The sequence below is a fragment of the Aeromonas sp. s2 genome, assembly GCF_040907935.1.
GTDB classification, from domain to species: Bacteria; Pseudomonadota; Gammaproteobacteria; order Enterobacterales; family Aeromonadaceae; genus Aeromonas; species Aeromonas dhakensis.
Map to the genome: position 1 here is coordinate 16,479 of NZ_JBFOCR010000008.1, position 13,650 is coordinate 30,128.

Consider the following 13,650-nt stretch of genomic DNA (forward strand, 5'->3'; position numbering starts at 1 on the left):
AAATCCGGCGCTGGGTGGCTCCGGTGGCCAGGCTCGCGGCAGAGGCGGTCATCTGGTTGGGCTGCACTCATGCCCCCGTCTATGCCCCCACCGCCAGCGGCAGGCGGATTTTGCCGGTCAGCAGTTGTTGCATCATGCCTTGCTTCAAGGCGCGGGCCTTGTCCAGCTTTTGGGTCAATGCCTGCAGCTCGTTATCCATATCGGATAAAATAGTTGCGATGGCGGTTTGTTCTTCTGAACTTAACAATAGAAACGATAAATTTCGCAAATCACCTAACGAAAGGCCTTTTACCGTGCTCCCACTTCCAAGATCATCAATTTTTACTGCGTTCAGCTCAAACCAATAAAACAAATAACTGACAACAACATCGGAGTTTGGGAAAATTGCCTTCAAATCCTGATTAATAGCTACATCAACATCATAAACAACAGCTTTACCCAAAGCCATTCGGGTGGATGTGATCAATGTTCCTCGGGGTATCAAATTACTTGAGCTATTTGCAAGCCCTGTTTTTGTAATATATTCCTGAGCCATTGACGGGTTAAAAGTAGCGAAATCCTTTACGGTTACCCATGGTATTTCATTACCCCAATATGTTGGATTGGCCCTACTAGGAGTACCACCTCCGGTTACTTTTTGTATAACATCTCCAAGTGACACAACCTCCCAATCGTCCGGAATATCTCCCAGTTCGCTGGGCTTGTAGCCTTTGGGGGTGCCATCGGGGCGCAGGGCGAAGGCGGGCAGGCGGGTACGACCGGTCAGCAGTTGCTGCATGGTGGCGCTCTTGATGGCCTGTTTCTTGGCGATCAGCTGCTCCAGCGCATCGATCAGCGCATCGCTATCCGACAACACATTGGCAATGGCGGTTTGTTCTTGTTTAGTAGGAAATGGGATTGCGTAAGGAGTTATATGCTTATTATTAATTTGGGGAATGGATGTCGTATCCGCAACGGAGCTTAGTTTTTTATATATCAACTGATTGTACAAATATAGCGCATCTAAACTAAATGAGCATGTTAATGCCATTAAGTTAGTATCCATGAATGAGTCGCGCTTAAGCAATCTTATTTTATTTAATAAAATTGAAGCACCTCTCTTTGGAAAGATGACACTCCCCGCCCTAACTGTCTTTTGTGTGTCGATAAAATAAGGCGTTTCATCCGCATACATTAATCCATCATTCAACTGCTCTACTTTAAAATAAGGAATACCAGATTCCGTGAAATTGAATTTTGATGGACTTTCACCGCTATATATATCAACTAGCTCACCTAATGTCTTAATTTCCCAATCCTCAGGAATAACCCCCACTTCGGTTTGCTTATAGCCTACCGGGATCGCCTTGCCTGCTGCGTCTTGCATCATCTGCTCTGCCATTATGCCCACTCCAGCCCCATGCTTTTGAGATGCGCGGCCACCTTGGCCTCCAGATCTGCGACCTGCTGGGTCAGCTGCGGCAGGGTGGCGCGGTAGCGCTCCTCCAACTCCTTGACGCGGTTGGCCAGCTGCTGGGTAATGCGCTCAATCTCCGCCTCGATGGCCGCCTGCAAGCTGGCGCGCCACTTATCCTCCACCAGCAGTTGCTTGATCTCACCCTCTGTAAGCTTGGGGTAACGGGCAACCACGGCCCGATCCAGCGCCTCTTGCGCTTCTTTTACCGCCTTTTTAGCCTGGCTTTCGGCTTCGAACCGCTTGATGGCGGTTTTTAGCGCCGCCTTTTCCTCGGCATCGCTGGCCTGCTTGAGCCGCGCCTTCAGGCTGGCGGCGTTGATCTTGCCCGCGTCGTTGGCCGCGTCACTCAGCAGCCCCTCCTCGCCCCCCTGCTCTTCCAGATAGCTCTCCAGATGTTGACTTGCCTCATCCGCGGCGGCCTGCAGGGCGTCGATGTCGACCTGCTCATCGCTAAAGAAGCGGGCCACCAGCAGCGCCGGTGGCAACAGCTCGGCCTTGTATTTGCTCTTGCCTAGCACCAGATCCGGCGTCTCTTTAAGCTTTTCGCCCTTGTCGACTTTAAGCTCGCGCAGCACCTTGCCCGCCGCCCAGCCATCCTGGCAGAGCACATAGACATCGTCCTGCATCACGGCATGCCAGTAGTCCAGCAGCAGTTGGTAGATATCGTAGTTATCCAGCAGCGGCAGCGGCGCATAGGCGGCGAGCAGCGATTCGCTGATCTCCTCGATCAATGCCTTGGGCGATTCGCCCGGCTCAATCTCCGCCAGATGGCACTCTGTAAACCAACGTGAGAAGGGTTCGAGTGAAGCAGACGCAAAACAGACAAATTCGGGATGCGCCAGTATGGTGCCCTTGACCTTGGCGGCCGCCACCAGAGCATGGCTATAACCGGCATGGGCCGGAGCAAACAGATCGGCCCGCAGAGTCGGGAACACCTGCCAGTAAGCGCCCAGGGCGTCGATATCCCGATTGGGAATGCCGCCTTTGAGGTGCGCGGCCAGATCGTGCAGATCCTCGGCCTCGCTGGCATCGATATAGCGCGGAATATTCAGGTTGTAGTCGTTGGCGGCGATCTCGGAGAGCGGCACGGCGCGGCTGTAACGGGGGATCAGCTGCTCACGGGTAAAGGTATCGACGATCTTGTGGATGTCCTGCTCGCGCAGCCGGTTCTTGTTGCCATCTTTGATAAAGCCTTTGCTGGCATCGATCATAAACAGGCTCTGGCTGCTGTAGCCGCTGGTCTGGATGGCGCGCTGGTGTGCCGTCTCTTTGTCGATGACGATGATGCAGGCCGGAATGCCGGTGCCGTAGAAGAGGTTGGCAGGCAGGCCGATAATGCCCTTGATAAAGCCTTGTTTGAGCAGATTCTCGCGAATGCGCGCCTCGGCATTGCCACGAAACAGCACGCCGTGGGGCAGGATCACCGCCCCCTTGCCGCGACTGTTGAGGCTCTTGATGATGTGCAGCAAGAAGGCGTAATCGCCATTTTTCTCCGGCGGTACGCCCCAGACAAAGCGGCCAAACTCATCGTGCTCAGCATCCAGGCCGCTGGTCCAGTTCTTGTTGGAAAAGGGCGGGTTGGCGACGGCAAAGTCGAAGCACTTGAGCTGGTTGTTGCCCTCCTTCCACTGGGGCGCGGCCAGGGTATTGCCCTTCCAGATCTTGGCGGTCGGATTGTCGTGCAGGATCATGTTCATGCGCGCCAAGGCGCTGGTGGCGTTATCCATCTCCTGACCGTAGATGGTGAGCCCCTTGGGTCCCGCCTCGTCACTGGCCTTGAGCAGCAAGGAGCCGGAGCCGCAGGTAGGGTCGTAGACGGTGGCATCTTGCGGCGTCTGGCGGCTGATGCCGATCACCTTGGCCAGAATGCGCGACACCTCGGCCGGGGTATAGAACTGGCCCTTGGACTTGCCCGATTCGGTGGCGAAGTGGCGCATCAGGTATTCGTAGGCATCGCCTAACAGATCATCGCCCTCGGTGCGGTTGGCGGAGAGATCCAGCCCCTCGAAGATGCCGATCAGCTTGGTCAGGCGGTCGATCATCTCCTTGCCCTTGCCGAGCTTGTCTTCATCGTTGAAGTCGGCGATGTCGATCACGCCTTTGAGATCATTGGCTTCGGCCAGCGCCGAGATGGTGAGGTTGATCGCCTCGCCGATATTCTTATCGCCCTTGAGCGCCACCATGTCGTCAAAGCTGGCCCCTTGCGGCACCTCAATCATGGCGTAGGGGTTGCCCTTGGCCTTGTCGGAAACGTACTTCACAAACAGCAGGGTCAGCACATAGTCCTTGTACTGGGAGGCGTCCATGCCGCCGCGCAGTTCATCGCAACTGGCCCACAGGGAGGAGTAGAGTTCGTTTTTCTTGATAGCCATGGAAAGGGTTCCAATAAGAGTCAGTTTGCGCCAAGGGCGCATGGAAAACGAAAAGAGGCGATTGTTTGCACCCATACGGGTGAGCACGCCAGAGATTGCCAACGAGTTTACCCACTTGACCCCGTGGCAACCATGGTGGATATCACATCAGTGACGGATAGGCAGATCGTTTGCTGCAAAAGCCATCATTTGCCTTCCAGCAAGGCCGGCGGTGTGCTCTCGCCACGGCATTTGAGTTGCCCCAGCGCGTTGGTTCGACAGACGGTGCCATCAGATGCACGCAACTGACCAAGTGCATCTTCACGCCATGTCACCCGTTCACCGGTTTTGGCATTGCTGCCGCGAATATTGCCCAGCGTGTCTTGCCGATAGGTAGTGCCATCGCTCCCCTTAAGATTGCCGAGCGCGTCCTTACGCCAGGTCGTTCCGGTTCCCGAGTCTTTGATGTTGCCAAGCGCATCCTCACGTAAGGTGCCCTGCTTGCCATCGTCACATTGATAGCGGGTATGGCCCAATGCATCTTTTCGATAGGTGCAGTCGGCTGCAAACACGACTTGCGGCGTTAGGCTCAGCAGCAGTGCGGCCAGCGACCACTGGCGTGTCGCTAGCCAAAAGCCGGGTTGGTGACTCATTGCATCTCTCCTCTGACGTGAACTCGATTGACTATACCGGGCCAGCCGCTCAGCCTCGATACTGAGGTTTTTAACATGTCGTGTTTTCAGGCGGATGCGTGATGGCAAGACGTCCACTGAGGCGCGTTCAGTCCAGCTTGAGATAATTAACCTCGTTTGTATTTACCCACTTGCTCAAGAAAGTAGCTGCCCAGCTCACCCTTATGCTGGCTTGCTTCGCTTTCTGCGCTGGCCAAGTGACCGTTGCGCTCTTTCCATACGGCATATGCGGCAGCCTTCTCGACCTCGACCCGTTCTTGCTGCTCTTTCGGTAGGGCACACAGATTGTGACTCATACTGATCTCTTTGTTATTTGTTGGCGCCATGGTACGCCATCAGTGGCATGCGGGACTTGCGCTGGTTCAAAGGTGGTGCGCTATAATAGCTGTATATAAACACAGGTGTTTGCCATGAAGCTGTTAACCCCAGACCCATCACCCGCCGAGGTGACCATCCCGCTGTTCTTGCACCGCGCCTCTTGTGGCTTTCCCAGCCCAGCCAGCGACTATCTGGAAGGGAAGTTGGACCTCAACACCCACTGCGTGTCGCACCCTGCAGCAACCTTCTATCTGCGTGCCGAGGGGGAGAGCATGACAGGGGTCGGCATCTTTCCCGGTGACTTGCTGGTAGTAGATAAGAGCCTGACCCCGCGCCATGGAGATGTGGTAATTGCACTACTCGATGGCGGCTTCACGGTAAAGACCTTGCAGCTCAAGCCGAGGTTGCGGCTGTTGCCAGCCAATCCGGCGTTCGCGCCTATAGACCCTTGTATGAGCCTCTCTTTGGAGTTGTTCGGAGTGGTCACCCATGTGATTGGCAATCTGAGGCAGCGTGATGGCTATAGCGCTCGTTGATGTAAACAACTTCTACGCCAGCTGTGAGCGGCTGTTTCGCCCTGAGCTGCGTGGCCGCCCGATCGTGGTGCTCTCCAACAACGATGGATGCGTGGTGTCGCGCAGCCCCGAAGCCAAGGCGATGGGCATCAAGATGGCTGGGCCCTACTTCAAGATCCGCGAGCAGTTCGAGGCGCATGGCGGTGTGGCATTCAGCTCCAACTACGCGCTCTATGGAGACATGTCTGGCAGGGTGATGAGCACGTTGGAGACCATGGCCCCCGAGCTGGAGGTCTACTCCATCGATGAAGCATTCCTGTCACTGTCAGAGTCGTTTGCCGGGGACCTGACAGCCTATGGGCAACAGATCCGGCAGCGAGTTTGGCAGTGGACCGGCCTCACGGTAGGGGTTGGGATCGGCCCCACCAAGACCCTCGCCAAGCTGGCCAACTATGCAGCCAAGAAGTGGCCTGCCACGGGCGGCGTCGTGGACTTGCGTGACGAGCTGCGCCGTGCCCGGCTGATGGCTATCACCCCGGTGGACGAGGTGTGGGGCATAGGACGGCGCTTGGGGGCCAAGTTGGTGGCACAAGGCATCAACACCGTGGCTGACCTGGTGGCTAGCGATGCCAAAGGGTTACGCGCCCAATACGGCGTGGTGGTCGAGCGGATCGTACAGGAGCTGCGTGGCCTGCCTTGCGCAGAGCTGACCGTTGAACCGGCGGCGAAGCTGCAGATCCTCTCGAGCCGTTCCTTTGGTGAGCGCGTGACTGACCGTGGAGAAATGGCCCAAGCGTTGTCAGGCTTTATGGCTCGCGCAGCCGAGAAGCTGCGGGCCGAGGGGATGTGTTGCCAGCGGGTGCACCTGTTCGTGCGAACCAGCCCCTTTGACGAACGAGCCCCTTACTACAGTGAGCAGGCTGGCGTCCGGCTGGTCTGCCCTAGCGATGATACCCGGTTGCTGCTGCAGCAAGTGAACGTGCTGCTACCGCAGATTTGGCGCGACGGTTACCGTTATCAGAAGGGGGGCGTCATGCTGAGTGAGTTCACCCCCAAGGGGCAACAACAGGCAGATCTCTTTGCCCCGTCCTCCGCTCAATCAGATGCGCTGATGGCAGTGATGGACCAGATCAAAGCCAAGGGATTGGGGCGCGTAGGCTTTGCCAGCCAAGGCACTGGGTCGCCTGAGTGGATGATGCGACAAGAGCACCTGAGCCCCTGTTACACCACCCGCTGGGAGGACCTGCCGGTGGCGAGGTAGCCCGAGTCGATTAGCTATGGGGCTAGATGGTTACGCGTCAGGATTCAATACCTCCCAACGTCCGCACTTACGCGGCCCAACAAAACGTAATCGCCCATCTTTGACCAGTACGGTAACAGCTCTCTCCACTGTACTGGTCGACTTGCCAATCCGCATTGCGACTTGCCGACACAAGAAATTGTGCACGCCAGTATGAAACATCTATTCGGCAATAATAAGCTCTTCGATATTGTCATGTCCAAAAAGACGATTCACCGCTGCGAGAGCTGTATCCGGCATGCTCTGTGTGGCCAGCACGGCGAGTCGCGTCATAGGTCGGGAGATGGATACATAAAAGAGATTACGAGCACGATAGAAGCCCTTCGTGTTTTTTGCATTCAGCGCATTTGTCTCAATTAGCTCGAGTAGTTGTGGCCAGTTATAGTGGTTCCAGCCGCCTCCCAGCACTACAAGAACGTTCTCAAACTCCGAGCCCTTGACGCTATGTTGCGTAGCAAAGGCGGTTTGCTTTTCGATGAACTTGATCACCTCGACGACCTCTCCGTAAGGAATGTCCCGCAGCTTGCTGTACCGCATAAGTGCGGACGCATCCTCAGGTATGGGGTCGCCGTTTAGTGCGATGAGTTCTTCGTCACGCCGCAATACGCGGTCTGGTGGCGATGGACGTCTTGTCACCTTCAGGTGGTCAATGACCTGTCCGACCGTGCCTTCTGCACGCAGCTTCTGGAGAGCATCCATGTCGCGACGCCAACAGGCTTTGTCTTCATGTTTGGCTATCGCAGGACCGGATCCGAATGCCCTGAACATATCGCCGTAGCGAGATGCGCCGTAGGCTGCACATATGGGTTCAACGACTTCTGCAAAGAACTTGATCGTCGGGTCTTCCTTTTTTACGAACAGATCGTTACGGCCACTGAATACCTCAGCGAGGTTGGGATAGCCCTGTTCAGCGGCTAGGACGTTGTGGGTAAGCATCAGTACCTTCGTCCTGCTCAGGTCCCAGCCCTCGGCTTGCAGCCGTTGCATCAAATTTTCCCGAGTGCATCGGGCCAAATCAGGTGGCAGATCCTCTTTGGAGTGCCTGTCATTTGTCCGTTGACCTTTGTAAGCGTTGGTGTGAAAGAAGCGCGCCTCGCCCTTTGCCTCGGGGTCATGAACGGCTTGGTGTAGTTCAGGGCGCAGCTTATTCAGCACATCTACGACTGCGGGAACCGACCGAAAGTTGGAGCCTTTGGCAATTTCTTTGATCGGATACTCCGCGAGCTCGTATTCACTTCGATAAATGGTTTGCCAGTGGTCCCCAAATAGACCAACGAGGGGCCCGGTTTCGGGCTTTAAAAAGTGCTCGTTAATCGCCTCCATGAATTGGCGATGGGTATCTTGATACTCGTCGATAAAAATCACTGGAAACTGCTGGGTCAAGATGCGTCGAAATTTTTCCTTCTGTAGAAGCTTGGCCATCATCTCTGGGATGTCGTCGTGACTCAGCGTGACTCTGTCCATGTCGACGCCGAAGAATCCCAGGTCGTAATCCACAGGCTTTGAGCCAATACCTCCGCCTTGTTCGACTTTCTCTTTCCTATCCTCCATTTCCCCCACGAGGTCACGTAGCGCCTTCTGAAACTGGCGTAGGAATGCCCACGAGAAGCCATGGATGGTATTGACCAGAATAGCGGGATGATCCTCAATCTCCTGAGCAATCTCATTACGGGCAACTTCGGTGTAGGTGATGCAGGCTACCTTTTGCCCCGCTCGGATCAAGGCTGGGCCTCGCTCCGCAATCAATCGCTTCAGCGCGGCGACCAGGGAATACGTCTTGCCTGCGCCGGCACCAGCTTCAAGGCGAAAGCTGTGACCCGCATCAAGAGCCTCATTGATCTTTCTTTGAGCCTCTTGTGCAGCGATGAGTGCGGGATTCTCGTCAGGTTTAGTCATATTGCCTCCTCCTTGGCTGGCGCTTCAACGTTCTGTGTGGGTGGAGGAGGAGGGGCGGAAAGCCATGCCAAGCCTTCCTGGATATAGCGGGGTACCACCCATTCTTTCTCGCGAATGGCGAACCGCAAGGCCGTATCCGCTTTCGCGAGCCCCTGGGCGATCTCCCACGCTTCAGTGGCCTCGTCCTGTTCCTTTGGCCACTCAAATCGATCCGGGTTTGCTAAGACGAGCGCGTCTTCGTAGCTGCGGGCGCATACGTTCGTACCAGGCTTCTCTGCTATCTGATAGGCAATGCGACGGTAACCGCTTTGCTTCTCTTCGGCAGTCTTGGCAATAAGCTCGGCAGGAGTGATTTGCCAGTCATCCTTTCCATCGGTATCTTCGGGGCGAAACCATTCCTTGATAGCCGCGTTCGACGTCCGCTTGCCTTCAGCCACAGGGCACTTGTCCCAAGTCGTAATCGTTTTTCCTTTCTTGTTCTGCTTTTCAACAGGTTTGGTTGAGTCCAGGTCGGTGACGACCAAGGTCTTGAGTTCGAGAAAGTCGAGGAGTGGATAGAAGATGTGCGCATAAGCTCCGCCGACCTCGACGCAGGTCACGTACTGTCTGGCCAGCTTGTGCTTGTCGTCGAGCGACCTATCAACCAATTCGCACAGCCGAGGCATCAGCAGCCGCTCCGTCGTCCCCTCGACCATAATGGCCTTGTCCGCAAAGTACAGATCGCACTTGGTCAATGTCATGTACTGGTGCAGGAAGTTCTGGTCGTCGGGAGAGATACTGCTCATGCCCTTCTTGAAATCTTTAACCTTGGTCTGACGAGCATTTGCCTGGCTCGGCGACTCATTTAGGAAATACCGTACTGCTTCAAACGATGCGGCATTTGCAACATGCGGAGAATGCGTCGTGATGACGAACTGAACGCTCCACGCAGCTTCTTCGGGGTAGCTCGCCGACAGCTTTCTAATGGCGGCATTCAGTTGACTGATGAAAACCTCTTGCATCTGCGGATGCAAATGAGCCTCAGGCTCTTCGACGAAGATTAGATGTGTGGCTGGGCGGGTTGCCTTGGCTCGGTAGGCCTTGTGGTAGCTTTCGAGCTGCAACAACATGTAGATCAGATTGCGAGTGCCGAGGCCGTTATAGCCTTCCGGAAGATGTACCCCGTCTGTGCCGGTGTAGACCACTTTTGTGTGGTCCGAAAGCAGGGCCTCAACATTCAATGAGGTCTCGGGCCGAAGCTCGGTATCGTTGAGGCTTGGAAAGCCCAGAACTTCCATGGCAGGCAGCAGCTTCTTCAGCATTTCATCGAAGTTACCTTGAATGCTGCGTTCGATGCCTTCGACTGACGCCTTCAGCTTTGCCGCCAGATCCTGATCTCCTGCTGCGGCCGTAGGTGCGGAAGCGGTCTTGAATAGCGCGCTGAGCAGTTTGCCAATGACATCTGCGTCGCCATGCTTCGCATGGTCGAGCGTTCTTTGTGCTCGAACGAAATTGCACTGCAGTAAAGCCGCTAGTGCGGCCGTACCCTCAAAATCACGCCGATTGGTATCATCCGTGGGGTCGATGGCGAACACGTGAATGTTGTATGCCTTAGGCAAGGTACCGCGTAATGAGCGGAAGAAGTGTGTTCTTGACTCGACACCTTCTGGCTCGGCAGGTACATCGAGCAGAGTGTGGAGGGTTGCCAGCGTCGCTTTGTACTCGACGCGAACAATGGCTGTGGTGGAGTCAATATCCAAATCAATCACGAATGGCGAAAGAGGCCCAAAATTCGTAGCTGCACAGTCATAGCGAAAGGTTAGCGTAAGAGAGATCTTTGGGAGCACGGCGAGTACATCTTCTGGTTTTGCTCCCTCTTCTCTCAGCGTCTTTGCCTCGAAGAATCGTTCTCGCTGACTAGCCGAGAAGTCTTCCAAGCGAAACCGTGCCCCGGTCTCTCCGGTAAAACGATCAAAAATATCGGTGAACGATGTCTTTCCGCTGTTGTTGCGCCCTACGATTACCGTGGAGCTTTTCTCTAGCATGACTTCAACATCTTGAAGGAGCCGGAATCCCTCAATCCGAACCTTTTCAATCTGCATTCAATTTCTCCCGATAGAGCTAACCAGCACCTGTACCGCTGGGCTTGCACGCGCTGTAAGTCATGTGAATACGTTGTGGCTCACATGCTGTGATATAATCAAATGAAACCATGGTATACCACTGTGGGCTTACGCGGCTTGCTCTGGTTCACAATTGCTGGCTTCTAACACCTATAAAAACATGTGGATTAGATCTTCAGCTCCTGAGGATTTGGCGGGAGTTTATTACCAAGTTTACGGCAAGCATCTACGCTAAAGTGTCTGATGACAGTCAACAAGGGGAATTTGCTCAACAGATCCGGGAGTAGAAACTCCCGAATTGAATTTGAATGGCCAAGCATCCCCACTAGAGCCAGTGAATTAAGTGTGAACATTACCTTATCCGTTCACTACGCCCGTAATTACGTCCACCTTCTACTTTCGAACGCAATTTAAAGAAATATCCAATCCTCTCCAAGAATTTATAAAATTTCTCATTGTGCAGAACTGCATCTCTGCGATCAAATCGATACTCTGCGTCAGGAGGGAAATGAACCAAAGACGCATAGTCAGGGTATGCAAGCCTCAATGCTCTGCACCAAGCTTTACGAATACGCGTAGCCATGTTATCCGCATCAAAATTAGCGTAATCACCAAGATAACCGTAATCATCTCGGTTAAATAGTAGCACCACGTGATAATGAGGGTGCTGGCTTGTTACTTGCTCCTTTACCCAGATATAACCCAAGAAGAATGGTTTACCAGTCTTACCCTTACGATGACGTAACGCATGTATCTGGCTTTTTAGTGAAGCAATAAAGCGCGTAATAACCTTTTCCTCTTCTACCTCCGGTGGAAAGCTTGTCGGCATGTCCGGATCATCCATAACTGGTATATGAGGGAAACGCAGATCAACGCGTACAGCAAATACTCGTGGATGTTTATTCAAAAAGTTTATGATTACCTCCACGGATGTTTTCAGTTGTTCCAAGGATATTTTACCATGCTCGGCTTCAGCCACAACTTGCAAGTTGTCTAGCTCGTTGCCTATTAAACAATACCCGCCATTTGATTTCATATACGGCCCTATGATTTACATGGAATACCCATGCCAGTTGGTTAGATGCTCAGGTGACAGTACTCATCGTCATTAATGAGGACTGCTGCGTAAAACTTTACAGCCAACTGATACCTTGCTCTATTATCAACCTAGTGGGTTGATATACCAACCTGCATTTAGCACTCTGTGCTTTGCATATGCTGCGCTATGCCGATGTATACGGCTAATGGCTTGTATCTGACGTACAAGCCTGATGTATATCTGATTGGTATACACTTCGTGTATATCACATGTTCTCGTTGGTATACTCTGTGATACACTCTGACGGTGTATCACCCTCTCCCTCGATATATCTCCTACACCCTCTACCTTGGTATACACCTTGTGTGTATATATTACTATTACCGGACTTATCGACCTCCTTAATCACCGGGAAATACGTGATTATTTTAAATAAAACCCCAGTAATACCGGTTATTAAAGCAAGAAAATTACTCTGAACTTAGCTTGCCCTCTCCTATCTAGCAGATGCCTTCGAATCAATCCATTCTATTACTTCACTCTGCATCCAAGCGACCGCTCTAGGCCCTAAACGAACGACACCAGGGAACTCCCCTTTGCTCATCAAACGATAAATTGTCGCTTTGGATAGCGTCGTCATTTCCGTGACTTCTTTGAGTTTGATTAGTTTCATTTTTTGGATCCGGCTATTTTTCCATAGCTGGACCAACAATGTTAATATTTACGTTTATAGCTTCTCACATTGCCCCTAAGCCGATTAGCCATGCAGAAGAAACAATCACTAGTTTTCCCAGAGTGCTTCAATGCCACTAAGTAGGTTAGATTGCAGAGCCTGAGCCATGCACTCACAGGTCATCCCGCCAACATAAGCAACAATAAAAGCTTGAAAAATACCATGAAAAATCACACACTAAACGCAACCATAAATCAACACAAAACACTACAATGTAGATTAAGGGGGGGTATTATGGCAATTCATGATAATGGTGTGGATGTGCAAGTTTATAAGAAATTAGATGACCCTATTTTTGTGGACTACCTCTGGTATAGAACAGGTCAAATCAATCAAGCTCAAGCTGTAGATACACCACCTCGCCATATACTAATCAAGAATTTAAAAGATGCCTGCAATACTGCTAGTGCTTTTGCTTTTATGCATAACTACAATGTAAGAAATGAACGACCTAATGGACTTGAAAAATGGATTGACACTTTACTGGATGAATTTCACACAAGATGCCTTACAGAAAAACATTATTACTGGCTAGATAATAAAAATACGAGGCTGCATTACTTCACATGGAGATTTTTGAGTCACTTAGGTATATCCATAGAAAAAAAAGACCAACAACTAGAACATAAGTGCGTGTTTTTATTGAGCCCATCAATACTCGATGAAAACATAAAAACGCACACACACACTAATAAAAAATGGAATACTGAAATAAGTACGCAGGATATAACTGCACTTATCAACAGACTACCTTGCAACAAAATAGAAAAGGAAAAATTAGTACGAGCCATATCCGAATCTGCTGAATCAGCAATGAAAAATGATGATGTTAAGTTTTGGCTTAACAAACAAAACAAGGAAAAAACAACATGGCTACACAAATATCTTGAGCATAAAGAAATAGATTATGTCCCATTAGTTTTAAATGGTACATCAGCTCAAAAAGATGATCTTGTTTCATTTTTAGATGTATTAAGCATCACTAATATTGATAGATATAAACTTTTAGTTTCCAACATCAAGAAGGCATGGAGCCAAAAAGTATATCGTGATAAAAATCTAGAAAAGAAACAATACAGCATTAACATGAGTAAAGATATAGGTAATATTCTTGACGAACTAAGCCAAATGGAACAGAAAAATAAAAATACCATCATAGAAGAGTTGATTAGAGAGGCATACGCAAAACGGTGCGCAATATAAAAAATGGACTGAATGATTAAATCATTCAGTCCATCACTAAAAATC

Annotated in this window: 11 protein-coding genes; 3 read left to right on the forward strand and 8 right to left on the reverse strand. The window is 51.7% G+C overall.

The window, feature by feature from the left end; translation table 11 throughout:
- Positions 1-79: 79 nt before the first annotated feature.
- The 4 genes from AB5Y81_RS04005 to AB5Y81_RS04020 all read right to left on the reverse strand — a co-directional run bounded on the left by AB5Y81_RS04005 (position 80) and on the right by AB5Y81_RS04020 (position 4,795).
- Positions 80-1,381 (reverse strand): restriction endonuclease subunit S, encoded by a 1,302-nt coding sequence (locus AB5Y81_RS04005; protein WP_201883068.1) that lies wholly within the window; start codon positions 1,379-1,381, stop codon positions 80-82.
- Complete coding sequence (locus AB5Y81_RS04010; protein WP_201883071.1) at positions 1,381-3,828, reverse strand: type I restriction-modification system subunit M; 2,448 nt, start codon at positions 3,826-3,828, stop codon at positions 1,381-1,383. The genes AB5Y81_RS04005 and AB5Y81_RS04010 overlap by 1 nt, the downstream gene beginning before the upstream one ends.
- A gap of 185 nt (positions 3,829-4,013) precedes the next feature.
- Positions 4,014-4,460, reverse strand: a complete 447-nt coding sequence (locus AB5Y81_RS04015; protein ID WP_049636665.1) for a hypothetical protein — start codon at positions 4,458-4,460, stop codon at positions 4,014-4,016.
- 146 nt (positions 4,461-4,606) lie between these two features.
- Positions 4,607-4,795: a DUF3283 family protein gene (locus tag AB5Y81_RS04020; protein ID WP_021138010.1), complete on the reverse strand. Its 189-nt coding sequence runs from the start codon at positions 4,793-4,795 to the stop codon at positions 4,607-4,609.
- Positions 4,796-4,909: 114 nt separating this feature from the next.
- Here AB5Y81_RS04020 and umuD point away from each other — a divergent pair, with 114 nt between their 5' ends.
- Positions 4,910-5,353, forward strand: coding sequence for a translesion error-prone DNA polymerase V autoproteolytic subunit (umuD, locus tag AB5Y81_RS04025; protein ID WP_024941056.1), 444 nt, complete (start codon positions 4,910-4,912; stop codon positions 5,351-5,353).
- Positions 5,334-6,593, forward strand: coding sequence for a translesion error-prone DNA polymerase V subunit UmuC (gene umuC, locus AB5Y81_RS04030; protein ID WP_069554004.1), 1,260 nt, complete (start codon positions 5,334-5,336; stop codon positions 6,591-6,593). Before umuD ends, umuC begins: the two co-directional genes overlap by 20 nt.
- 201 nt (positions 6,594-6,794) lie before the next feature.
- Here umuC and AB5Y81_RS04035 read toward each other — a convergent pair whose 3' ends face one another.
- The 4 genes from AB5Y81_RS04035 to AB5Y81_RS04050 all read right to left on the reverse strand — a co-directional run bounded on the left by AB5Y81_RS04035 (position 6,795) and on the right by AB5Y81_RS04050 (position 12,342).
- Complete coding sequence (locus tag AB5Y81_RS04035) at positions 6,795-8,528, reverse strand: UvrD-helicase domain-containing protein (RefSeq protein WP_201883175.1); 1,734 nt, start codon at positions 8,526-8,528, stop codon at positions 6,795-6,797.
- Positions 8,525-10,609: an ATP-dependent endonuclease gene (locus AB5Y81_RS04040; protein WP_201889693.1), complete on the reverse strand. Its 2,085-nt coding sequence runs from the start codon at positions 10,607-10,609 to the stop codon at positions 8,525-8,527. Before AB5Y81_RS04040 ends, AB5Y81_RS04035 begins: the two co-directional genes overlap by 4 nt.
- Positions 10,610-10,982: 373 nt before the next feature.
- Positions 10,983-11,666: an inovirus Gp2 family protein gene (locus tag AB5Y81_RS04045; protein WP_201883973.1), complete on the reverse strand. Its 684-nt coding sequence runs from the start codon at positions 11,664-11,666 to the stop codon at positions 10,983-10,985.
- A 499-nt stretch (positions 11,667-12,165) separates the two neighbouring features.
- The gene (locus AB5Y81_RS04050) at positions 12,166-12,342 is read right to left on the reverse strand and encodes an AlpA family transcriptional regulator (protein WP_076362302.1); all 177 of its coding nucleotides are present in this window, start codon (positions 12,340-12,342) and stop codon (positions 12,166-12,168) included.
- Between the two features lie 294 nt (positions 12,343-12,636).
- On the opposite strand from AB5Y81_RS04050, the gene AB5Y81_RS04055 reads away from it, so the two are divergent.
- A complete protein-coding gene (locus AB5Y81_RS04055; RefSeq protein ID WP_201882704.1) occupies positions 12,637-13,605 on the forward strand; it encodes a hypothetical protein in 969 nt (322 codons plus the stop codon).
- Positions 13,606-13,650: the final 45 nt, after the last annotated feature.

Bases quoted from the DNA above. Each gene is read 5' to 3' on its own strand.
- AB5Y81_RS04005 (WP_201883068.1), bottom strand. From the start codon at position 1,381: ATGGCAGAGCAGATGATGCAAGACGCAGCAGGCAAGGCGATCCCGGTA.
- AB5Y81_RS04010 (WP_201883071.1), bottom strand. From the start codon at position 3,828: ATGGCTATCAAGAAAAACGAACTCTACTCCTCCCTGTGGGCCAGTTGC.
- AB5Y81_RS04015 (WP_049636665.1), bottom strand. From the start codon at position 4,460: ATGAGTCACCAACCCGGCTTTTGGCTAGCGACACGCCAGTGGTCGCTG.
- AB5Y81_RS04020 (WP_021138010.1), bottom strand. From the start codon at position 4,795: ATGAGTCACAATCTGTGTGCCCTACCGAAAGAGCAGCAAGAACGGGTC.
- umuD (WP_024941056.1), top strand. From the start codon at position 4,910: ATGAAGCTGTTAACCCCAGACCCATCACCCGCCGAGGTGACCATCCCG.
- umuC (WP_069554004.1), top strand. From the start codon at position 5,334: ATGGCTATAGCGCTCGTTGATGTAAACAACTTCTACGCCAGCTGTGAG.
- AB5Y81_RS04035 (WP_201883175.1), bottom strand. From the start codon at position 8,528: ATGACTAAACCTGACGAGAATCCCGCACTCATCGCTGCACAAGAGGCT.
- AB5Y81_RS04040 (WP_201889693.1), bottom strand. From the start codon at position 10,609: ATGCAGATTGAAAAGGTTCGGATTGAGGGATTCCGGCTCCTTCAAGAT.
- AB5Y81_RS04045 (WP_201883973.1), bottom strand. From the start codon at position 11,666: ATGAAATCAAATGGCGGGTATTGTTTAATAGGCAACGAGCTAGACAAC.
- AB5Y81_RS04050 (WP_076362302.1), bottom strand. From the start codon at position 12,342: ATGAAACTAATCAAACTCAAAGAAGTCACGGAAATGACGACGCTATCC.
- AB5Y81_RS04055 (WP_201882704.1), top strand. From the start codon at position 12,637: ATGGCAATTCATGATAATGGTGTGGATGTGCAAGTTTATAAGAAATTA.